Source organism: uncultured Corynebacterium sp. (assembly GCF_946998835.1).
GTDB lineage: Bacteria > Actinomycetota > Actinomycetes > Mycobacteriales > Mycobacteriaceae > Corynebacterium.
The window spans coordinates 115,313-136,879 of the sequence record NZ_CAMQAZ010000002.1 but is presented as its reverse complement, the minus strand read 5'-3'; the positions used below and the strand labels follow the sequence as shown (position 1 = coordinate 136,879).

Sequence of the window (21,567 nt, the reverse complement as noted above, 5' to 3'; positions counted from 1 at the left end):
CACTGACTTTTCATTCGACTTCCACTTAAGGGGGAAACACTCATGACCACTCAGAACACCAAGCTTCCGAGCAACCTTCCATCCAATCCGCTGGCGGCTGCTAAGTCTCATCTGTACTCGTATCTGCACAAGCGCCTGCACGCACTGGCTACCGAGGAAAACGGCATGTCAACCGTGGAATACGCTTTGGGGACGATCGCGGCAGCCGCTTTCGGAGCCCTGCTCTACACCGTTGTGACCGGCGGCGATATCACCCAGGCCCTTACCGACATCATCGAAAGGGCGCTCAACACCAATGTCTAGCCGCATCCGCTCCACGCTGTACCGCCTGTGCGTCGACGACGAAGGCCAAACCACGGTAGAAACCGCCTTCGGGCTCGCGGCACTGGTCACGGTCATGGTTACTGCCCTGTCCGGATTGGTCACAATCGCGATGTATCTAGGGCTTACCGACGCAGCCGGAGCCATCGCACGGGCTGAGGCGCGGGGCGATGCGGAGACAGTCGCCGAGCTTCGCACGGAGGTCAATGGTCAGGTAGCGATATCGGAAACCTCCGGTACAGTGCGCGTGACCATTCGGCGCTCAGCGGGGCCATTTTCGCTGGAAGCACGCGCGGTCGCACTGCGGGAAAGAGCGGCATCATCATGAGAAACGCGACAGCCCGCCTTCTCCGGGAAGAAGACGGTTCCACCACTGTCGCAGCCGCACTGTTCATCGCCGCTTTCGTCGTTCTGACCTTGGTTGGAGTTACAGCCGGGGTGAGGGTAGTGCAGGCTCGGCAGGCAGCAGTGGCAGCGGACCTGTCCGCAGTGGCCGGTGCTGTGGCCGCGCAAGAGGGCGACGATGCCTGCGAAGCCGCGGGAAAAATCGCACAAGCTAACCACGCACACCTTGTGAACTGCGAGCTTGACGGGGAAGACGTGCAGGTAAGCGTCGAACGAAAGGAGAGAAAAGCCACATCAAGAGCGGGCCCGGTGGCGATGGAGGATGCCTCTACTGGACGTCGTTAAGCGCACGCGAAACACCACTGAGCACTTTGATCGCGCCGGCCTTGTCCAGCGGATCATTGCCATTGCCGCACTTGGGCGACTGGATGCACGATGGGCAGCCGGATTCGCACTCGCAAGCGGCGACGGCATCGCGGGTCGCGCGAATCCACTGCGCGAATGCCTCGTAGCCACGGTCGGCAAAGCCCGCGCCGCCGGGGTGCCCGTCGTAGACAAACACAGTGGGCTGCTGAGTGTCAGCATGCATGACGGTGGAAACACCGCCGATGTCCCAGCGATCACAGGTGGCAATCAGCGGCAGCATACCGATGGCTGCGTGCTCGGCTGCGTGGAGAGCACCCGGCGCAATGTCCGAGCTCACACCCCACGAGCGCAGGGTGGACTCGGGCATTGTGTAGGCCACCGCGCGGGTGACCAAGCGCTGCGGAGGGTAGTCAAGTTCAACGCTGTCGAGAATCTCGCCGGTATCCAGGCGACGAAGATAGGAGGTGACTTGGTGAAAGACCTCGACCTGGCAGGAGGCGACCTGTAAGCCCTGGTAGTGGCGCATGTCGTCGATATCGAGGATACGGATGGTGGTATCCATGCGCGCACTGGTGGAATAGCGTGGCTGCTCGGGGTGAACGAGGGCGACGAGGCTGTCGAAGTCCAGCTGGTCGACAAGATAGGACTCGCCACGGTGCAGGTAGACGGCACCGTCGTGGACCTGCTGCATCGCACGGCCCAGGTCGATTGTGCCAAGCAGGCGACCATCGGTCTGGTCGACGATGGCCACTTCCTGGCCATCACCACCGCGGACGTTCACAGCATCGTGCGCCGCGGCAATGCGCGGTCCCTCATCGCGGTCGGTTGGGTAATAGACGGGTTCTTGTCCCTCCCAGGTGCGCTTGCGCAGCCAGCCTGCGGCCACCATATCCTCAGCCACGGACAGGGTTCCCCATGTCTGAAGCTGGCTGGTGGTGACAGGTTTTTCCACGGCCGCGCAGTAGAGGTGGGACCACACCACATGCGGGTTGCGGGGGTCGAAGACAGTCTTCTCTACCGGCCTGCCCAGCAGGGCAGAGGGGTTGTGGACCAAGTACGTATCCATGGGGTCATCGCGGGCCACCAGCACCACAAGCGCGCCTTGTCCACGACGGCCCGCGCGACCTGCTTGCTGCCAGAAAGAAGCGACAGTCCCAGGGAAACCGGCCTGCACCACCGCGTCGAGGCCACCGACATCAATGCCCAGCTCAAGCGCGTTGGTGGTGGCCACACCTAGCAGGGTGCCGTCATCGAGCATGCGCTCGATGTCACGGCGCTCTTCCGCCAGGTAACCGGCGCGGTAGGACTCGATGCGCTCAGCAATGTCGCTGCGGCGGCGCTTCTCCAGGCGCTCGCGCACTCCGAGAGCTACCTTCTCGGCGCTGCGTCGGGAGCGAGTGAAGGTCAGGGTGCGGGCGCCCTCGACAAGCAGGTCGGCCATGATGTCCGCGGCTTCGGTCGGGGCGGGACGGCGCACCGGGGCACCATTTTCCCCTTGTAGGTCAGGGACTAAGCCGGGCTCCCACAGGGCGATGGTTCGTTCCCCGACCGGAGCGCCGTCATCGGTAACGGCCTGGACTGGTTCGCCAATGAGGCGACGAGCCTGGTCGGCCGGATCGTTGGTCGTCGCTGAGGCAAAAATCACGGTCGGCGAGGCACCGTATTCGCGGGACAGCCGCAGGAGGCGCCGCAGAATCTGCGAGACGTTGGCGCCAAAAACACCTCGATAGGCGTGGCATTCATCAACGACGATATAACGCAGGTTGCGCAGCATCCGCGTCCACCGAACATGGTTGCCGAGCACCGAAACATGCAGCATATCGGGGTTGGTAAAGACCCAGCGAGCATGATCGCGGATTGCGCGCCGGGCATCTTGTGGGGTGTCGCCGTCGTAAAGCGAAATCAGCGAGCTCAGCGACACCGGTGACATCGCACGTGCCGTGTCCAGCTGATCGGCACCCAGCGCCTTGGTCGGGGAGAGGTACAGCGCGGTGGCCGCGGGGGTGGCGGACAGTTCTGTGAGCACGGGCAGCAGGTAGCCGAGCGACTTACCCGACGACGTACCCGTCGCGACGACGCAGTGCACGCCCTCGCGGGCGAGGTTCGCGGTTGTCGCCTGATGAGTCCACAGGCTTTCAATTCCGCGATCTACCAGCACTTCTTTCAACCAGCCCGGTACCCACTCGGGCCACGGCGCGGTCACGCCAGCGCGCGCAGGCAGGTCCGCAATGTGTGTCACCGTCGCCCGCGGATGCGCACGAATAACCGGCCCCAGCAGCTCCCGTCCAAACGACTCCACCGGCACCGACCTTTCCCGCAAACGAGCACTTCACATGCTTGACGACGTTACTTGCCCGCCACCTTTTCCCTAAAACGTGACCCGGTTTTCCAGATGTCGAGCACAGGGTTTACGGGGGTGGCAAGAAGCGGTTCTTAATCGGCGCTTGCGCCCCAAACGTGGCAGACTTTTTGAGTGTATCGCCCGCCAAAGGGCGCCCAGTAAAACTCGCACGAGGTCGAGGGTGCTTTGGCCGTGTTTCCCCATTGTGAGTGGCCGGACGTGTGTGGCGAATACTTGTTTTATCGAATCCTGAAGTTGGGAAGTTTTGTAATGGCACAGGGTACTGTGAAGTGGTTCAACTCGGAGAAGGGCTTCGGGTTTATCGCCCCAGCTGACGGTGGCAACGACGTGTTCGTTCACTACTCCGAGATTCAGGGCACCGGTTTCAAGACGCTGGAAGAAAACCAGGCAGTTGAGTTCGAGATCGGTGAGGGTCAGAAGGGCCCGCAGGCTCTGGACGTCAAGCCTCTGTAAGGCTTAGTAGTCCGGGGCTGAGTTCGGTTCTGAACTGGGCTTTTGCTCGGTTTGGCTCGCAGGCCTCGGCTTACAAGGTTCATGCTGCGTTCAGTTCGTACTGCGTTTAAGCTGTGAACTTTGATTCTCCCACGTGGAAAGTAATTTCTGCGTGGGATTTTGTATTTCTGGAGGCTGGGGTGCGCGATAATCGCGGGGTAATAGGCAAAAAGTATGTCCACTCAGCGTGTCGACCGGTGCGTCGGCGGGTGGGCGCCTTTTGCTTCTTACCTCAATGCGAGTTACTGACCGCGGTTATGGCAAAAATGACTCGAAAAATGGCCTGAAAGTGCTATAAAGTTGGACAGTTTCACATTTGCAGCCCGTATTTACAAGCCCGTATTTACAGGTGTAGCCCGCAATCACGCGCCCGTTGCGGCCAGCCAGGGCCAGCCATGACCGACCACTGGGATAATCATGGCCAGCCGCACAGCAGTCGTCGGGCCGGCCACTGGGTATCTCTCCCCCCCACAGCAGCCCCTTCAGTCACACCCACAATCCGCCCGATACTTGAGGATTCCACGCGACAAACTAGATTGTGTGTACGGTATTCCTTATATTCTTCATATTCTTTCCAGATATTCTTCCGGGAGAACGCGGCCGGGAACTGATGTGAACCAATCAGAACCGGTTGGATTCGATTGGGTTTTGGTTGGAACCGGTTGGAACCGATTGTGGGTTTCTTACAGCTGAAACCCCAGCCACAATCCGGTCAAGAAACCAAAACTAAAAATCAAAACCAGAACCTAAACAGTTAAAAACAGTCAACGTTGCAGGATAGAAAAACTTCTATGGCGAATTCAGACGGCCTCAAGCGCCTTGTAATTGTCGAGTCGGCGACGAAAGCTCGCAAGATTCAGCCGTATCTCGGCGATGATTACATCGTGGAGGCGTCGGTGGGACACATTCGTGACTTGCCCCGTGGCGCAGCCGATGTTCCGGCTCGCTACAAGAAGGAACCTTGGGCTCGTCTGGGTGTAAATGTCGACAACGGATTCACCCCTCTGTATGTTGTCAGCGCTGATAAGAAGAAGAAAGTCGCCGACCTGAAGGCCAAGCTCAAGGAAGTCGACGAGCTCTATCTCGCAACTGACCCCGACCGTGAGGGTGAGGCCATTGCCTGGCACTTGCTGGAGGTTCTGAAGCCCAAGGTGCCGGTGCGCCGCATGGTGTTCCACGAGATTACCAAGCAGGCCATCTTGGAGGCCGCCGCCAACACCCGTGAGCTGGACCAGAACCTGGTCGATGCCCAGGAAGGTCGCCGGATCCTCGACCGTCTCTACGGCTACGAGGTCTCGCCGGTGCTGTGGAAGAAGGTCATGCCGCGCCTGTCGGCAGGTCGTGTGCAGTCGGTGGCAACACGCGTCATCGTCGAGCGCGAGCGCGAGCGCATGGCGTTTATCTCCGCTGAGTACTGGGATGTCGCCGCAACTCTGGACACCGGTTCGGCCTCCTCCGATGCCAACCAGCCGAAGGAATTCGTCGCAACCCTGACTAGTGTTGATGGTCAGCGCGTAGCGCAGGGCCGCGATTTCGATGACCGCGGCCAGTTGAAGAAGTCGGATGGCATCCGGGTCGTCGATAAGCAGCTCGCCGAAACTCTGGCGGCGGACCTCGTGGGCTCTGAGCTCAAGGTCGCGTCGGTGGAGGAGAAGCCGTACACCCGCCGCCCGTACCCGCCGTTTATGACCTCCACGCTGCAGCAGGAGGCAGGCCGCAAGCTGCATTACACCTCCGAGCGCACGATGCGTGTGGCGCAGCGTCTGTACGAAAACGGTCACATTACCTACATGCGTACCGACTCCACGACGCTGTCCAAGGCCGGTATCGACGCCGCGCGTAAGCAGGCACTGGAGCTCTACGGCTCGGAGTACGTCGCCGATGCGCCGCGCCAGTACTCGCGCAAGGTGAAGAACTCGCAGGAGGCGCACGAGGCAATTCGTCCGGCGGGTGAGACATTCGCAACGCCGGGTCAGCTGGCAGGTTCGCTGGATGCCGAGGAGTTCAAGCTCTACGAGCTGATCTGGCAGCGCACGGTCGCCTCGCAGATGGCCGACGCACGTGGCACCTCCATGAAGGTCACCATCGCCGGCGCCACTGACACGCACGCCGTCGAGTTCGCCTCCACCGGACGCACGATCCGCTTCCCGGGCTTCCTCAAGGCATACGTCGAGGTCTCCGCGCTTTCCGACGGCCGCAAGGTCGCCGACAACGCCGAGAAGCGCCTGCCACAGTTGGTGGAAGGCCAGGGCCTGACGGCCACGGACTTCAGTGCCGACAGCCACTCCACCAACCCGCCTGCGCGCTTCACTGAGGCCAGCCTGGTGAAGAAGATGGAGGACCTGGGAATTGGCCGTCCGTCGACGTACGCGTCGATTATCAAGACCATTCAGGATCGCGGCTACGTCTACTCCCGCGGCAACGCTCTGGTGCCCTCGTGGGTGGCCTTTGCCGTAGTGGGGCTGATGGAGGAAGCGTTCTCCGACCTGGTCAACTACGATTTCACCTCTGAGCTGGAAGACGAGCTCGACGAGATTGCTGCGGGCAATAAGGACCGCACGACGTGGCTGACCGGTTTCTACTTCGGCGATGAGAAGGATCACCGCCACAAGGGTGCCGACGCCATTGCGACCCACGGCGGTCTGAAGAACATTATCGACGTGAACTTGGAGTCGATTGATGCTCGGAAGGTCAATTCGCTCTACCTTTTCGACGATGCCGAGGGCAACCCCATCGTCGTTCGCGTTGGCCGCTATGGGCCGTACCTGGAGCGCACGCGCCCGGGTGCCGGTGAAAACGGTGCCGACGAGGTGCAGCGCGCCAATATCCCGGAGGCCATGACTCCGGACGAGCTGGATCTCGCTGCCGCCGAGAAGCTGCTGGCGATGCCGCAGGGTGGCCGTGAGCTGGGCATTAACCCGGCCAATGGTCGTATGATTGTCGCTCGTGATGGTCGCTACGGCCCCTACGTCACCGAGCTGGTCACCGATGAAGAGCGCGAAGGTGTCGTAGCCAAGGCTGAGGAAATTATCGCAGCTGAGCGCGCCGAAGAGGATGCCCAGCGCGCTGCGGAGGGCAAGCGGAAGAAGAACTGGGAAACCAAGACCGCTGCCAAGCAGAAGGAAAAGCGCACCGCGGAAATCATCGAGGAAACTCTAAAGCCGAAGACGGCCTCGCTGTTTTCCTCCATGGAGCCGTCGACTGTCACGCTGGAAGAGGCTCTGAAGCTGATGAGCCTGCCGCGCGAGGTCGGTGTCGATCCGGTCGATAACGAGGTTATTACTGCTCAGAATGGCCGTTATGGTCCGTATCTGAAGAAGGGCACGGACTCGCGTTCACTGGCCAACGAAGAGCAGATCTTCACCGTGACCTTGGAGGAGGCCCGCCGTATCTACGCTGAGCCGAAGCGCCGCGGTCGTGCTGCTGCGAAGCCGCCGCTGAAGCAGCTGGGCGACAACGATGTCTCCGGTCGTCCGATGTCGGTGAAGGATGGTCGCTTTGGTCCGTACGTCACCGATGGCGTTACCAACGCTTCGCTGCGCAAGGGCGATACGCCTGAGACGCTGACCGATGCCCGCGCCTGCGAGCTGCTGTCTGAGCGTCGTGCGAAGGAGGCCGCCGATGGTGGCACCAAGAAGGCGGCGAAGAAGTCGACTCGCAAGACCACGAAGAAGGCTGCGAAGAAGGCTGCGAAGAAGACCACCAGGAAGGCGGTCAAGCGCACCACCAAGCGCGTGGTGAAGGCGACACGCCGGGGCAAGTAGGTCTTAAGTACCCGTCGAGCCCGCTGCGCCCGGAGCGTCCGGCGCACCCTCCGTGCCTGTCGCGCCCGCCCGGCCCAGCTCCTCCTGCGGAGCCGCCTTGGGGCCACCGACCCCAGTCAGCTCCGCCCGCATCGTCGGCCCGTACGACAGTCGGCGATGCACCTTCTCAAACGGCCCCTGCATGCCGCCGCGCTCCATCGCCCACGCGGCCAACAGAGTCACCAACCAGACGCCCACAGCGATGAGGGTTTGGGCGAATGCGCCCATGTCGCGCGGGATACCCAGCATAAACGGGTACACCAGCACAAAGAAGATGACCGACTGCATCAGGTAGCCCGTCATCGAACGCTTACCGAGTGCCACAATCGGCACCAACCAGCCAGGCACAGCCGCGCCCTCGTTCAGACGTCGCTGGAGGGGCTGCAGCGCCAGCGCCAAACCGGCCAGAATTCCCGGGCCGGTAAAGACTCCGGCAAAGCTATTGATGACCAGGAAGGCCATGTGTTGCTCGGCTGGAAGTACGTCAATCGCGGTCAGCCCCATAGGGATGCCGACACCGAAAGCGACGACTACAGCCACCACGAGCCACCGAATAAGCAAGGGGCGGTGCGCGTCGACGTCGTCAAGCACGCCCTTACGCGCCCACACAAAGCCAATCATCATGACCGGCAGGTAGAGGAACAGCTGCAACGGCAGGGTAGTGATACTCATTGCCAGCACCTGGAGATTCGCGGCGAGCATATCCAGGTAGCTCGTTTCAATCGCGCCGCCGTTGACATGTGTGGTCATGTCGGAGTCGGCTAGCCCGGCGGAGGGCATCGCAATTGCGAATAACAAAAACAACAGGCTCAGTGCAGCGTTGATTGCCAGCGCTATCCACGCGAGGATCGTCAGCACCTTGTTGCTGGCGGCCATGAGTAGCCCCAGGATGATGCCGCAAATGCCATAGAGAAACATGATGTCTCCAAAGAACAGAAACAGCATGTGTGCGATGCCGAACAGCCCCAGGAACGCATATCGCTTGACGACGACTACCAGCGCCCGCGACAGTGGAAAATTCCTCCTGGCCAGACTGCGGACGATGAGTCCGACACCGAAGCCGAGCAGTGTTGCGAACATCGGCAGCCCGCGGTTATGCGCGGTCACAGCGGTAAAAAGCACGGTGGCTTTGTCGGCCGCGCTGTCGTCTATGACTCCGCCGAAGAATGCTCCGGGTAGCTCGGGGCTGGCAACCAACCAGGCGGTGGCAATGTTTGCGATAGCAATGCCGAGGAGAGCGAACCCACGAGCCGCGTCGGGGACGAGCATGCGAGGTCTGGGGCTGGTGCTAGAACTGGGTCGGTTGTCATTCATTCCTCAAATGTAAAGGAATTATGGGCGGGAGTGCAGCTTGGCGACGGGTGGCGCGGTGAGGATAGTGATTGTCGTGATGTTTTGTTGCAGAAGTCTTGCGGCATATCGAAAAGCGATATAGTATCGAAAATCGATACATCGAATAACGATGTGTTGGTGTTGGGTGGCGGTCCCAATCTACCCGCAGAACAATTCACTAACCGCGCCAATTATGGTGCAGCAAGGAAGTTAGCTATGACATCTCCCCAGGCCAAGAAGCCAAATGACCCGTATGTTAATCAAACTAAGGAACGCCGGGATGTAGTTGCGGGCCTTTTTGTCGGAGTGCTTGCACTGGCTTACATTTTGCTCCAGCTCCGCCACCCGGTTCTTCACCAGCAGTTCCCCAGTGATCTGACACTGCTCCTGCCCGAAGCCCTGGGAAGTGACAAGGGCGTTCCCATCGAGGTCATGAGTGGTGGAGCCCTCTCCTTGTTTATTGCCGCGACTGTTGTTCGATGCGCTATCGTCGCCGCGATTGCCGTGCTCTGCGTGTTGTTCTCACTCTCGTATCTGAAGGGTGAGTTCTTTACGGTTAAGACTGCGCGACGCGTTATGGCTATCTCCTGGCTGGCAGTAATCTATCCGGCAAGTGGTTTCCTGCAACTTATGGGCGAAAACTGGGTCGCAGGTGACCTGAATCTGAGCACATGGTTCCAGCGCGACCATGCCGATTTCTATCAGCACCTAGGAATATGGTTTGTTCTTATGATGGTCATCTCCACTCTCGGCGTTATGCTATTCCGAGCTGCACGAATGCAGGAAGATCAGGAAGGGCTCATTTAAATGGCGAAGGTTGTGTGCCACTTGGATGAGTTGCTGGAAAGCCGCGGCATGACGCTCGCAGCCCTTTCTGAGCAGGTCGGGGTCACACCTGTAAACCTGTCAGTGCTGAAAAACAACAGGGCGAAAGCCGTGCGCTTCACGACGCTCACTATGTTGTGTGAAGCCTTGGACTGCCAGCCAGGGGATTTGTTCTCGGTGGAGTAAGTGCGCTCGCCACGTGAGATGTTTCGGGATGCTAGGTGCCCAACGAGTGCAGCGATCCCAGTGAGTCCGACGGGCGCAACGAGCTCTAGGCCTCGTCGGCAAGCGTCGGGCGCACCGGGCGCGCAAGCTGCGTCATGTGCGTGCGGCCACGCAATTCCACGGACTTCAGGGTGGTCCAGCGAGCCTGCTCGTCCTCATTGGCCAGGCGAATAGTGGAGGCCGTAGCCAGCACGCGGCCCGGGGTGTCCTTGGCCAGCTCGGTCAGACGAGCAGCCTGGTTAACCGCGTCACCAATAACCGTGTATTCAAATCGGTCGCGAGCACCGATGTGGCCGGCGACGACGTGGCCGGCGGAGACGCCGATACCGGCAGTGAGTTGGAGGTCGAGCAGTTCCTCACGCAGCTCGCGGGCCGCAGTGAGGGCGTGACCAGCAGTGTCATCGAGGGGTAGGGGAGCGCCGAAAACAGCCAGAGCCGCGTCACCCTGGAACTTGTTGATAATGCCCTTATTGCGGTGCACGCAGTCAACAACGTGGTCGAAAAACGCATTGAGTTCGCGGACAACAACCTCTGGTGAGTTCTTCTCCGCGAAGTTGGTCGAACCAATGACGTCCACAAACAGCACTGCGACGAGGCGGTTCTCTCCGCCCAGAGTCGGCTTTTCTTCCAGTGCCTTACGGGCGACCTCAGAACCGACGTAGCGACCGAAGAGGTCACGCACCCGCTGGCGCTCCTGCAGACCGCGCATCATTTCATTGAAACCCGCTTGGAGGACACCCATCTCGGAGCCGTCGTAAATGGGAACGCGCGTTTCCACCTGGCCCTGGCGGACCTTGTTAATTGCCCCTGTGAGGTCCCGAATTGGGTCAACGATAGACATGCTGGCCAGCATTGTGCCGAAATAGCCGGTAATCAGAGCCAGGATCGCCAGTGCGGTGATGGTAGGCAGGAGGTCCGCCGCGTCATCTGTAAACAGACCACGACGCTGGCCTAGCAGCACAAGCAAGATTGCCACCACCGGAACGCCACTGGTTAGAACCCATGTCTGACGCAAGCGGTGACCAATCGGTGGCTCCAGCGAAGAATCCGGAGCCCTACGCGCCAGTGCCTCCACCGCGACTGGGCGCACCATGCGCTCCGCAATCAGATAGGTCAACAGCGCCACCATGGCGCCACCGAGCACCGAGGTAATCAGCACCATCATGCCAATCTTGCTGTCATAGGTGAATGCGACCGCGCTGAAAACAATCACGCCCAAAGACCAGATGACCGTGCCCAAGAGTGCCTGGTAGACCGGTACGCGCATAACCAAATAGCGCACTCGCCGCGGATCATGCAGCTCTGGGTGACGCTGCCATTTCAGCAGCGGCTTGAAAAGCATCCAGGTAGTGCCGATGCCCGCGACAATAGCCAGCACCAGGTACCCAGCGAGACCGTAGATAACCCCATTGGGAATCCGCGGCAGATGGGTTTCCTGATTAAGCGGTAGCAATATGCCCAAAAATAGGCCGACAATCATGGCTCCGACAAGGTTGCAGACGAAGACAAATGAGGCATAAGCAGGCCACATTGTCCTACTTAGCCATTTCAGATTTCGCCAGAGCCGTTGCATGTCTTCTACCTTAGTGGCAAGCCCGGATTGCAGGGAGTAGTTACCTCACAAGAGTCCCGAGGGGCGCGCTAGAGTTGTGGCCATGACAGAGCCCATGACAGAGCGCAGCGTGTTTTCTCGTATGCCCGAAACCGGTGGGGTTCGTCAGCGGCTGCAGGCTGCTGTGCGCGCTGCGCATTATCGCTTTGCCAATGGTCAACCGCTGGCAGGCGATGGGGCGGAGGTTTCGCCGGAAGGTGGGGACGCGGGGTCGTCGTTAAGCGATGTGCCACGCGACTCGGACATGACGCACGCCTGGCTGTTCACTGGTCCTGCGGGGTCGGGGCGGTCGGTGACGGCGACGGCTTTTGCGGCGGCGCTGCTGTGCACGAGGCATGACAACCCCGGATGCGGTGAGTGCGAGGGCTGCCGGACGGCGCTGGCGGGAACGCATGGCGACATCAAAATCGTGCGCCCGGAGGGCACCATTATCTCGGTGGCGACGGTGAGGGACGAGCTGCGGCCCTGGGCTTACAAGATGCCCACGACGGCGGATTGCCGCGTGCTGATCATCGAAGACGCCGACCGGCTCAACGAATCCGCATCAAATGCGCTGCTCAAGGTGGTGGAAGAGCCGCCTCTGCGCACCGTCATCATCATGTGCGCACCAACGACGAACGCGGAGGATTTCTCCGTTACGCTCCGTTCGCGCTGCCGCCATGTCTATGTGCCGACGCCGCATATCGACGACGTCACAAACCTCCTGCGCGCCGAGCGGCCAGAGCTTACCGACGAGCAAGCGGTCTGGGCCGCGACGGTGTCCAACGGTCATATTGGGCGTGCGCGTGGCTTTGTTTCCGATGAGGGTTCGCGTACCTGGCGGGGAAAGGCCTTGGATTTCGTGGAGGCTGTGTTCGATCCGGCGAAGTCATACGTGGCGGCGCGTGAGCTGGCCAACGAAGTGGCTGGCGAGGTGAAGCGGCGGATGGAGCCACTAGAGGCTGAGGAGCTGGAGAACCTCGAGCGCTCACTGGGCGTAGGTGCGTCCGGCAAGGGTGCGCAGGCGGCGCTGCGCGGCTCTAAGGGCGTGATCAAGGAGCTGGAGGAAAATCAGAAGCGGCGGCGCAGGCGTGCGGAGTCAGATCTGATTGACCTGTCGTTGACCGACATTATGGGGCTTTACCGTGACGCCCTGGTGCTGGCGTTTGGGGCCGAGCGTGGTGGGTCGGCTTCTGACGCTGATTCCGAGTTTGGGGATGGCTCCGTCTACCTCATTAATCCCGATCGTCGCCGGACAGCCACGGAGCTAGCCCGGCGCCTTCCTCCGGAAGCGATATTGGCCTCCATCGATGCTGTCACCGAGGTGCGCGGCATGCTCGTGACTGCAGTGAAGTTGACGGTCTTGATGGATGAATTGATGGCTAAGTTGCAGATTGCAGGGCAGGTTGGTCGTAGGTAAGCCGGTAGCCGCGCCTAATGCAGCGGACTGCAGGCCCCATTTTGGTAGCGATGGGGGCAGTACAGTAGTATTACCGCTTGTACATTTTGTGCAGGGTTATTTCTGCTTGCTTGAAAGCTCGGCGCAATGTGCGTGCCGCCTTAGCTCAGTCGGTAGAGCGTCTCACTCGTAATGAGAAGGTCGCGAGTTCGATTCTCGCAGGCGGCTCCATTAAGCCCCAGCTAGAACAGTGTTCCAGCGGGGGTATTTTCCTATCGTCACTGGCTAAGTTGTCCCAGATTATCCGTGCTATTCCGAGTGTAGACAGGGCACAGGCTGAGAACACCGAAGAGGTGAATCGGGAGCAGAAGTTAGAATGGTCCCTCGTGGATAAGGGACAGGAAGAGATCATTGAGCGGCTCCTAGAGAAGAGTTAGGAAGCTTTTGCTCTTGCAGTGGAGCTGTACAACAGGCCAACGTTCTTATAGGTGGTGCCAGGTCATGCGCTGTGTACAGGAAAAGTAGTGCTAGCGCTAGTGACCTTCACTCTCGTGGGAAACACAATATAGAGCATGAAAAAGCTTGTGGTTGGCATGATTGCCGTGGTGGCCGTGATTGTGGTGGCGTTTGTCGGGTTTGTGGGATTCATGCAGTGGGTCGATGCAGACAGCGTGACCGGTGATGACGGCGTGGCTGCCGGGTATAGCGCTGAAACGGGTGGCCCGCTGGAGGCATCGTTCGCGGGCGAGGGGCCGCACGCAGTCGACGTGCAGCGCGACGGCGACGTGACCATCGCGGCACCGACGGGCGCGGGGCCGTTTCCGGCGGTGGTCATGGCTAATGGCACGAACACGCCGTTGAGCAGCTACCTGCCCGTGGCGGAACACCTGGCTAGTTGGGGTTTCGTGGTTGTCGGCGATGAGACTCTCCAAACTGGAACAGGGGAGAATGTCGTGCACTTAATTGAGCGATTGCCGGAACTGGATTCTCGCGTGGACCGATCACGGGTTGGCATTTTCGGGCACTCACAGGGCGGTGCGGGCGCTATCAACGCTGCGGCCCACACGGAGGTAGCAGCTGTGTATGCGGCGAGCCCGGCCTCCCACAAAGTGGCAAAGTCCAATGACTGGGACTACACCACCGCGAACGTAGAGGCACCGTTGTTCTTGATGACCAGCGATGGTCGTTCGGACCGCTGGCTTGTCAGCCCGTGGTCAGACCTAGAGGAGAGCTTTCAATCAGCTGGTGGTCCGGCGGTCATTGCACGCCGCCTGGGCGCGGATCACAAGGACGTCTTAGAGTTCGGGGACGGTTACGCCACCGCGTGGTTCCGCTACATCCTTGCTGATGATCCTGAGGCACGAGACGCGTTCGTTGGTACTTCACCAGCGGGCGTCGGTGAGCTGGCGAGCAACGCTCTCTGGGACCGAGTGGCCACCCGCGGCTGGTAACTCGCGGGGTCTTTCACCATCCCGTGCGGTGTACTGCTCACCCCCCTTCGGCGGAGGCGTGATTCAAAAAAATCAGCAGCCCTGATAAATTTCAAATGAATTGTCAACCGGGCTGCGCCACGCCAGCCTGTACAAGCAGAATCGAATGAGTAACTCAGACAGAGGCGAAAGGCCACGTCGAGGGCCTCTACAGCGATACCTCTCGGTGATAACTCCTGAAAATCCTGCATACGCTTCGGCGTGCAGTGGTTTCCTGGAAACGAAAGGGGAAGATATTTCGGAGCCGGCGACTCTCAATCGGGTGTTTGCTACTGTTACTCAACACATGGCAGGTGCGCGGATACTAGGAGAACGCACGATGCGGCAGCCCGGACACCAGCGACTAACAATGCAACAATCAGCAGGGCGACTAGCTGTGGCTTTGGTGGCTGCGGCAATTTTGCCAGCCGGTCTTGTAGCCTGCACTATCGACACGGAGGCTTCCAAGGTAGGAAGTGCTCAGCAAGCTGCGTCGACGGAAACGCAAGCATCCTTTGTCGCTGAGGAAGAGTCCGTGCAGATGCCGAACCCCACGCCGCCGAATGAGGAGTCTGCAATGCCTGATTCTGCTAACCCCGACGCAGTTGCTCCGGGGGATGCACAACAACAGCAAGCTAATCGCGCTACTTCGCGTACCGACGGCTCTAGTGCTGTAGCCGGCAAGGTCATCTACCTCGACCCGGGACACGCCGGCACCCCACCACCTGCAGACCTGATGGTCACGGACGGCCGTGGTGGCCAAAAGCCGTGCAATACCTCCGGCACTGCTTCCAACGACGGCTTTCCAGAGCACGAGTTCAACTGGCTGATGGCACAGGAAATCAAGCAACTGCTCGAACAACGCGGTGCCCAAGTATTACTCAGCCGTGCTGATGACACCGGTCGTGCAGACTGCATTGATGTCCGAGCAGAGAAGGAAAATGTCTCCAACGCCGATGCTGTGGTGAGCCTCCATGCAGACGGCGCTGGGGAGGGCAACCGCGGATTCCATGTGTCTGCGATTTCGCAGCCGCTCGGCAATAATGACGAGCAGGGCTCTACCGCGCTGGCAACCGCCCTGCGTGATGCCTTTGTAGCCGCTGGTTTTGCTCCATCCAACTACCTCGGTAGCCAGGGGCTGAATCCGCGGGCAGACCTCACCGGACTAAATCTCTCGACGAAGCCAAAGGCGCTGGTCGAATACGGCAACATGCGCGACAGCAGCGACATTGCCCTCCTGACCTCCAACGAAGGCCGTCAGCGCTTGGCAGAGGCCACTGTGGCTGGGCTGGAAGGTTTCTTAGCTCAGTAGCCGCTAACTGACCAAGCCGCTAATTAGCCGGGTTGGCCTTCGTCTTTGGAGTCATCGCGTCGTAAGGCTCCATCATGGGGATATCCAGCATGGTGCTGGGCACACCAAACGCGTCGACAAGCACCTCAGACCAGGGGCCAAGGGAGTCAACGAGATCCGCCAGGCCCGCTCGTGCACCCTTGGTGCGAGTACCGGTGAGCAGTGACTGCTCCAAGAACCAGCCTGCGTTATCGCAAACCACCGACAGGAAGAACACATCGCGGACCTGTTCAAGCACCTCCTGGGAGCGCTTGTCTGTGAGTGAGGATTCGGCTTCGAAGAATGCTTCCAAAATGATGCGATCGATGTGCGCCCAGGCGCAGGAAATCATGTGGTCCTGCGCCTTGTCCACCAGCTTTGCGGCCTTCTCAACAGGAAGTTTCCGCGCCGGGCGCAACCTGCGGGCAAGAGACTTGAGAAGCCGGTTCTCACGCTCGATGAGTAACTGCATCTGGCTGGCGGGATCAAAAAGCGAAGATTCATCAGCGTCCGTCAGAGCGTCCAGGAGGTTCTGGACGACGGCGTCCGCACCAGTGCGACGGCGCAATGTGCCACTGAAACTGTCGAGGCCGAAGCGCACCATTTCTAAGTTGGAAAAACTCTGCACTTCCCGGGCGAATCCTCCCAAGAGTTCCTTGGTGACCAGCTGCAACATCACCACGTTGTCGCCCTCAAAGGTGGTGAAGACGTCGGAGTCTTCCTTGAGGATGGTCAGCAGGTTTTCTGCCATATATCCCGCTCCGCCGGTAGCCTCACGCATTTCCTGGATGGCATCGGTGGCGTGTGCTGTGTTGGCGACCTTCAATGCGGCGGCATGCGCCTCCGTCTCCCGCAGATTACGAGCCTGCTCCGGAGTCAGATTCGCGCGATCTAGCCCTTCTGCTTCGAGGTCGTGAATCCGCTTGATTAGAAGGTTAGTGGCAAATTGCAGACCGTAGGAACGCGCAATGCGGGGGATAAGTCGGATACGGTGCTGGCGGTATTCAATAAGCTTCTTTTCCGGCAGCGAATCGTCGGGAGCAAACTGGCGTCGCAAGTTCGCATACTTTGTGCCAATGGTCAGTGCGGTCCGGGTCGCCGCACCAGCAGCCGCACCGACTGTCACTCGGCCGCGCACGAGAGCACCCAGCATTGTGAAAAACCGCGCATTGGGGCTGTCAATATCGCTGCTGTACTCGCCAGCAACTGAGACATCTGCAAAACGGTTCAGCAAGTTCTCTCGCGGCACGCGGTAGTGGTCAAACACAAGAGTGCCGTTGTCCACGCCCAACAGGCCACCCTTGGTGCCATGGTCGCCGATAGCAACTCCGTCGACAGGCGAACCGTCATCGTTGCGGATTCGGGCGACAATGCAGTGCACGCCATGAGATTCTTCCTGTTCTGGCGTGTAGAGCTGGCAGAAGACCGCTGCCCAGCGCCCATCGCGGGCCGCGTTACCCAAAAACCACTTCTCAGAGGACGCGGTGGGCGAATTGAGGATGAATTCTTCCGTCTCAGGGTCGTAGTGTGCCGTGGTTTCGAGCGATTGCACATCCGAGCCGTGGCCGCGTTCGGTCATTGCAAAACAGCCGAGAGCCCGCAGCTCAATGAGGTCACGCACCAATTCGCCGTGACGTTCGGTTCCCAGGTTGCTGACAGCGCCGCCGAAAAGGCCCCACTGCACACCGGACTTCACCATCAACGACAAGTTGGTGTGTCCGAGCATTTCAATCCCGGAGAGAGTTCCGCCGGTATCTCCCGTGCCTCCCTGGTCAGGGCGGAAAGCACCATAGGGCATGCCGGTCTCCAGCACCTTGGACAGCGCCTCGGTGGTGCGCTGCCTGGCCTCGTCCACGGCCAGCCCGTAGGCAGGTCGCAGCGACGGGTCTTCTAAAAGAGTGCGGACATCAGCGCGCGCCTCGGGGAAATAGCCATCCAAGACCTTTTGCAGTGCGTTTGCCACTTCCGGTTCGGGCTGGGTGGGGAGAATCTTCGGGGCATCGGTTGAGCGTCGGCGGGGGATTCGCGTGGAACTGGAGGAAGTCTGTGCCATAACCCAACGTTAATGGGATATTGGGGACTTGTCAGGCACTTTTGGCTGAGAAGCTCATGAGGAAATCGGAGGCTGCGGGCTTGGAAAACGAGTCACCGTGATGAGAAGGAGGCGGAAATGCAAAAACCGTCGTCAAGCAAGTGCTGCGTTGTGCAGTGCTTGACGACGGCTTGCGTAATCAGTTCCGCGTTGGAAGGGATGCGCCTTTAGCTGTGGGAACTAGACGTGCGCCTTAACCTCTTCGAGGTTAGTTTCCGGGTGTTCGATGAGGTCTCGGTTTTCGAGGCCCTTCGGCAGCAGGAACAGGGCAATCAGGGCCGGGATAGCCATAGCCATCAAGTAGACGGAGATGTAGAACGGGTTGCCGGTGGAGTCCATGATCATCTGAGCAATCATCGGTGCGAATGCGCCACCCAGGACCGCGCCGATGGCGTAAGCGATGGACGCACCCGAGTAGCGAACCTCAGCCGGGAACATCTCCGAGTACATGGCCGGCTGCGGGCCGAAGGTCAGGGCCAGCGGCAGAGTGAGGACTGCAACGGTCATGACGTAGAGGAACGGACCCTGCTCCAGGAGGCTCCACATGACGGCTTCCCAAATCATAATCAGGACGTAGCCGATGATGAACGTCTTGGCGCGACCGATGCGGTCGGACCAGGCACCGGCGAGGAACATGAAGATGGTCCAGCAGATACCGGCGACGAGAGTACCGGTCCATGCAACGGTTGCCGGGTAGCCCAGTGTCTTCTGTGCGTAAGCGCCAAAGAATGCAATCACGAGGTAACCGGTAGCCTGCTGAGCAGCGAAGATCAGGGCACCCTGGATAACCTTGCCCCAGTGGTTGCGGAAGAGCTCTGGCAGCGGAGCGGAGCGCTCGGCCGACTCGGCCTGCATAGCCTGGAAGACCGGGGACTCGTCGACGCTGCGGCGAATCATGTAACCAATCAGAACCAGGATGAAGGACAGCAGGAACGGCACACGCCAGCCCCACTCCATGTAGGCTTCTTCGCCGATGATGGCCATAACAATCAGCATGGTGCCAGTAGCCAGGGTCAGACCCAGCGGAACACCGGCCTGCGGGAATGCGCCGTAGAGACCGCGCTTTTCCTTCGGTGCGTACTCCACAGACATCAGGGCTGCGCCGCCCCATTCGCCACCAGCGGAAAGACCCTGGAAGATACGAAGCAGAACCAGCAGGATAGGCGCGGCGATGCCGATTGACTCATAGGTCGGCAGCAGACCGATGCAGAAAGTAGCGGCACCCATGCCAATGAGGGTGAAGACCAGAATCATCTTGCGCCCGTAGCGGTCACCGATATGGCCAGCGACAATAGCGCCAAGCGGGCGGAAGAGGAAGGAAATACCCAGGGTGGCCCAGGCGAGTACCTGGGCCACCTGTGGGTTCGACTGTGCAGCCGGCTCAATGAAGTGCGGAGCGAGCACGATGGCGGCAGCCTGCGCGTAAATCAGGAAGTCGTAAAACTCAATGGTCGTACCTACGAGAGTTCCCGTGAGCACCTGACGGCGCTGCTTGGGATCATTCGCGATGATCGAAGTAGTCATAAAAACAAGACTTTCTTTACCGGCCCGTTCGCACGGCCATCGAGTCCATCGTCGCCTCGGCGATTGCGTAGAAGCGACACAGGTTTTCCTCAGCCAGCGTTTGGGGAAAGGGGGCAGAATGTTTGACGGTGTCGAATTGTTACACAGCTGCATTGGTGACGACCAGCGGTTGGGGCCGGGTTCGATGGAGGGAAAAATACGCAATGGGGGTGGAGCGGGGTTAGTGTGGGGCTTATATTCCCTTTAATTGAGGCCCGTTTATGTCACGGCCATGTCTGAAAGGTGGGGTAGTGGGGGTGGGGCTTAGGTGTGGGGTGGCGGGCTTCCGATTCCTGGCCGCTTCCAATTGGCGTTGAGGCGACCTCAATTCAATAGGGCTCGAATCTGTCTTAAGTGAGGAAAATCTGTGTTTATGGCAGTTTGTGCACCCCCGATTTTGCTAATTCCATAACTGGTCAATCAGTCCTACTGTGTCTCATGTGACTGAAGTGATGGACGGGACGCGCTAGATTGCAGAAAAATAACGGCGTAGTCTCGAATGGGGAACTGCCCCCGAATGGGGCAGGGGGTTTGAGGTGCGAAATACCTACCCCAATAAGGGGGCGCGTGCCCTATGTTCAAGGGGCATTTAGACGGGAAAGGGAATAAGGCTCCAGCCCGAGTGCAACACACCTTCTGGGTTAGCTATGTGGCCCAATTCCCTCTATTGGGCATAAGGCGCAGGGGCCCGTCGTAAAGTAAACGGCATGTCTTCTCGCGCAGGAATTAACGGCAATGAAAACGAGGTACCTCACGGCAACGCCAAGGCTAAAGGCGGGGTGCCGATGTGGTTCCTTTCCGCGATTGCAGTCTTCGCCGTCGCGTGGGGTGGCAATGAATTCACTCCGCTGATGGTGATGTACCGCGAGAACGCTGACCTGGCTCCGGTATTCATCGATCTTCTGTTGCTGGTCTACGCCCTCGGCATCGCACCGGCACTGCTGATTTCTGGCCCGATCTCGGACCGCATTGGCCGTAAGCCGGTGATGCTCACCGCACCGGTGCTGTCCATTTTGGGCTCGACCCTTATTGCGCTGGGCGAGACCACCGCCCCGCTCATCCTCACCGGTCGCTTTATCTCGGGATTGGCGGTCGGCATTGTCATGGCCGTGGGCGGATCCTGGGTGAAGGAGCTTTCTGACCCCCGCTTTGACCCGAAAGCCAAGTCCACCTCGGGTGCGAAGCGTCAGTCCATGGCGCTGACCTTGGGCTTTGGTCTGGGTGCAGGTATTGCTGGCACGCTGGCGCAGTTCGCGCCGCTGCCGGGGCAGCTGGCTTATATCCTCCACATCCTGATCTCTATCCCGACTATTTTCGGGCTGTTGGCTGTGCCGGAGACTCGCCAGTCGCCGCACTTGGTCGGCAGTAATGTCCCGCGGGAATCCCTTTGGGAGTCCCTGCGCACCCCGTCGGTGACCAACCGTCGCTTCCTGCTCGTCGCCGCAATGGGCGCACCGTGGGTCTTCGGCGCGGCGGGTGTCGCCTACGCAATCATCCCATCGCTGCTTCAAGACCACGTCTCTCAGCCAGTGTTTTACTCCGCAATGGTCACGCTGTTCGCATTGCTGTGTGGTTTCGCTATCCAGCAGATTGGTCCACGCTTTGTGACGGATTACAACGCGCGCGGTTCGCTGATTGCGATTGGCATCGTGGTCATTGGCATGGGACTGGCCGCGTGGATGTCCACCAATCCCACCGCAGTAACGGCATTCGTCGCAGCGCTGGTACTGGGTACTGGTTACGGCCTGTCCATGTTCACTGGGCTCAATGAGGTGCAGCGCATCGCTGGCCCACGCGATATGGCGGGATTGACAGGTATCTTCTACTGCTTGACCTACATTGGCTTCGCATTCCCGGCAATTCTGACGAAGCTGTCCGATTCCATTTCCTGGATGACCTATCCGGTCATGCTGGGCGGCGGTATGGTGATTGCCATCCTGATGGGCTTGGTTATTTTCTTCAATTCCACGGTCAACCTGCCACAGCGGGGCGAATAGCTCCACATAATTCCGGTTACAAGCCCCATTGTGTTGGGGCGGACGCGCACAATAT

16 protein-coding genes and 1 tRNA gene are annotated in these 21,567 nt (G+C 59.7%); 12 read left to right on the top strand and 5 right to left on the bottom strand.

Annotated features, from left to right (window positions below; all coding sequences use genetic code 11):
* Positions 1-42 precede the first annotated feature (42 nt).
* From Q0U90_RS01375 to Q0U90_RS01365, 3 genes are read left to right on the top strand one after another with little or no spacing between them, the layout of a single operon-like run.
* Complete coding sequence (locus Q0U90_RS01375) at positions 43-303, top strand: DUF4244 domain-containing protein (protein ID WP_297450516.1); 261 nt, start codon at positions 43-45, stop codon at positions 301-303.
* On the top strand, positions 296-649 hold the full coding sequence (locus tag Q0U90_RS01370) for a TadE family type IV pilus minor pilin (RefSeq protein WP_297450513.1): 354 nt from the start codon (positions 296-298) through the stop codon (positions 647-649). The genes Q0U90_RS01375 and Q0U90_RS01370 overlap by 8 nt, the downstream gene beginning before the upstream one ends.
* A complete protein-coding gene (locus Q0U90_RS01365) occupies positions 646-1,011 on the top strand; it encodes an Rv3654c family TadE-like protein (RefSeq protein ID WP_297450510.1) in 366 nt (121 codons plus the stop codon). The genes Q0U90_RS01370 and Q0U90_RS01365 overlap by 4 nt, the downstream gene beginning before the upstream one ends.
* Here the strand turns inward: Q0U90_RS01365 and Q0U90_RS01360 are convergent.
* Positions 995-3,331: a DEAD/DEAH box helicase gene (locus Q0U90_RS01360; RefSeq protein ID WP_297450507.1), complete on the bottom strand. Its 2,337-nt coding sequence runs from the start codon at positions 3,329-3,331 to the stop codon at positions 995-997. The two genes, Q0U90_RS01365 and Q0U90_RS01360, sit on opposite strands and share 17 nt — an antisense overlap.
* Positions 3,332-3,643: 312 nt before the next feature.
* On the opposite strand from Q0U90_RS01360, the gene Q0U90_RS01355 reads away from it, so the two are divergent.
* Positions 3,644-3,847, top strand: a complete 204-nt coding sequence (locus tag Q0U90_RS01355) for a cold-shock protein (RefSeq protein ID WP_005511370.1) — start codon at positions 3,644-3,646, stop codon at positions 3,845-3,847.
* Between the two features lie 830 nt (positions 3,848-4,677).
* Complete coding sequence (gene topA, locus Q0U90_RS01350) at positions 4,678-7,650, top strand: type I DNA topoisomerase (protein ID WP_297450496.1); 2,973 nt, start codon at positions 4,678-4,680, stop codon at positions 7,648-7,650.
* 3 nt (positions 7,651-7,653) lie between these two features.
* Here the strand turns inward: topA and Q0U90_RS01345 are convergent, their stop codons facing one another.
* On the bottom strand, positions 7,654-9,003 hold the full coding sequence (locus Q0U90_RS01345; RefSeq protein WP_366516608.1) for a DUF418 domain-containing protein: 1,350 nt from the start codon (positions 9,001-9,003) through the stop codon (positions 7,654-7,656).
* 234 nt (positions 9,004-9,237) lie between these two features.
* On the opposite strand from Q0U90_RS01345, the gene Q0U90_RS01340 reads away from it, so the two are divergent.
* Complete coding sequence (locus tag Q0U90_RS01340; protein ID WP_297450493.1) at positions 9,238-9,828, top strand: hypothetical protein; 591 nt, start codon at positions 9,238-9,240, stop codon at positions 9,826-9,828.
* Entirely contained in the window at positions 9,829-10,032 is a 204-nt protein-coding gene (locus Q0U90_RS01335) for a helix-turn-helix domain-containing protein (RefSeq protein WP_005511351.1), read from the top strand.
* A gap of 85 nt (positions 10,033-10,117) precedes the next feature.
* Here Q0U90_RS01335 and Q0U90_RS01330 read toward each other — a convergent pair whose 3' ends face one another.
* Positions 10,118-11,644 (bottom strand): adenylate/guanylate cyclase domain-containing protein, encoded by a 1,527-nt coding sequence (locus Q0U90_RS01330; RefSeq protein WP_297450483.1) that lies wholly within the window; start codon positions 11,642-11,644, stop codon positions 10,118-10,120.
* Between the two features lie 82 nt (positions 11,645-11,726).
* Between Q0U90_RS01330 and Q0U90_RS01325 the strand changes: the two genes are divergently transcribed.
* The 4 genes from Q0U90_RS01325 to Q0U90_RS01310 all read left to right on the top strand — a co-directional run bounded on the left by Q0U90_RS01325 (position 11,727) and on the right by Q0U90_RS01310 (position 15,842).
* Positions 11,727-13,082, top strand: coding sequence for a DNA polymerase III subunit delta' (locus Q0U90_RS01325; RefSeq protein WP_297450480.1), 1,356 nt, complete (start codon positions 11,727-11,729; stop codon positions 13,080-13,082).
* A 134-nt stretch (positions 13,083-13,216) separates the two neighbouring features.
* Positions 13,217-13,292 (top strand) — tRNA-Thr (locus Q0U90_RS01320).
* Positions 13,293-13,633: 341 nt separating this feature from the next.
* A complete protein-coding gene (locus Q0U90_RS01315) occupies positions 13,634-14,512 on the top strand; it encodes a hypothetical protein (RefSeq protein WP_297450478.1) in 879 nt (292 codons plus the stop codon).
* Positions 14,513-14,927: 415 nt separating this feature from the next.
* Positions 14,928-15,842 (top strand): N-acetylmuramoyl-L-alanine amidase, encoded by a 915-nt coding sequence (locus tag Q0U90_RS01310; RefSeq protein ID WP_297450475.1) that lies wholly within the window; start codon positions 14,928-14,930, stop codon positions 15,840-15,842.
* A gap of 19 nt (positions 15,843-15,861) precedes the next feature.
* Here the strand turns inward: Q0U90_RS01310 and Q0U90_RS01305 are convergent, their stop codons facing one another.
* Both Q0U90_RS01305 and Q0U90_RS01300 read right to left on the bottom strand, forming a co-directional pair.
* Positions 15,862-17,913 (bottom strand): acyl-CoA dehydrogenase family protein, encoded by a 2,052-nt coding sequence (locus Q0U90_RS01305; RefSeq protein ID WP_297450471.1) that lies wholly within the window; start codon positions 17,911-17,913, stop codon positions 15,862-15,864.
* Positions 17,914-18,132: 219 nt separating this feature from the next.
* Complete coding sequence (locus Q0U90_RS01300) at positions 18,133-19,476, bottom strand: MFS transporter (RefSeq protein ID WP_297450469.1); 1,344 nt, start codon at positions 19,474-19,476, stop codon at positions 18,133-18,135.
* Between the two features lie 746 nt (positions 19,477-20,222).
* On the opposite strand from Q0U90_RS01300, the gene Q0U90_RS01295 reads away from it, so the two are divergent.
* Entirely contained in the window at positions 20,223-21,512 is a 1,290-nt protein-coding gene (locus Q0U90_RS01295) for an MFS transporter (protein WP_297450466.1), read from the top strand.
* The last annotated feature ends 55 nt before the right edge of the window (positions 21,513-21,567 follow it).

Bases quoted from the DNA above. Each gene is read 5' to 3' on its own strand.
- Q0U90_RS01375 (WP_297450516.1), top strand. From the start codon at position 43: ATGACCACTCAGAACACCAAGCTTCCGAGCAACCTTCCATCCAATCCG.
- Q0U90_RS01370 (WP_297450513.1), top strand. From the start codon at position 296: ATGTCTAGCCGCATCCGCTCCACGCTGTACCGCCTGTGCGTCGACGAC.
- Q0U90_RS01365 (WP_297450510.1), top strand. From the start codon at position 646: ATGAGAAACGCGACAGCCCGCCTTCTCCGGGAAGAAGACGGTTCCACC.
- Q0U90_RS01355 (WP_005511370.1), top strand. From the start codon at position 3,644: ATGGCACAGGGTACTGTGAAGTGGTTCAACTCGGAGAAGGGCTTCGGG.
- topA (WP_297450496.1), top strand. From the start codon at position 4,678: ATGGCGAATTCAGACGGCCTCAAGCGCCTTGTAATTGTCGAGTCGGCG.
- Q0U90_RS01345 (WP_366516608.1), bottom strand. From the start codon at position 9,003: ATGAATGACAACCGACCCAGTTCTAGCACCAGCCCCAGACCTCGCATG.
- Q0U90_RS01340 (WP_297450493.1), top strand. From the start codon at position 9,238: ATGACATCTCCCCAGGCCAAGAAGCCAAATGACCCGTATGTTAATCAA.
- Q0U90_RS01335 (WP_005511351.1), top strand. From the start codon at position 9,829: ATGGCGAAGGTTGTGTGCCACTTGGATGAGTTGCTGGAAAGCCGCGGC.
- Q0U90_RS01330 (WP_297450483.1), bottom strand. From the start codon at position 11,644: ATGCAACGGCTCTGGCGAAATCTGAAATGGCTAAGTAGGACAATGTGG.
- Q0U90_RS01325 (WP_297450480.1), top strand. From the start codon at position 11,727: ATGACAGAGCCCATGACAGAGCGCAGCGTGTTTTCTCGTATGCCCGAA.
- Q0U90_RS01315 (WP_297450478.1), top strand. From the start codon at position 13,634: ATGAAAAAGCTTGTGGTTGGCATGATTGCCGTGGTGGCCGTGATTGTG.
- Q0U90_RS01305 (WP_297450471.1), bottom strand. From the start codon at position 17,913: ATGGCACAGACTTCCTCCAGTTCCACGCGAATCCCCCGCCGACGCTCA.
- Q0U90_RS01300 (WP_297450469.1), bottom strand. From the start codon at position 19,476: ATGACTACTTCGATCATCGCGAATGATCCCAAGCAGCGCCGTCAGGTG.
- Q0U90_RS01295 (WP_297450466.1), top strand. From the start codon at position 20,223: ATGTCTTCTCGCGCAGGAATTAACGGCAATGAAAACGAGGTACCTCAC.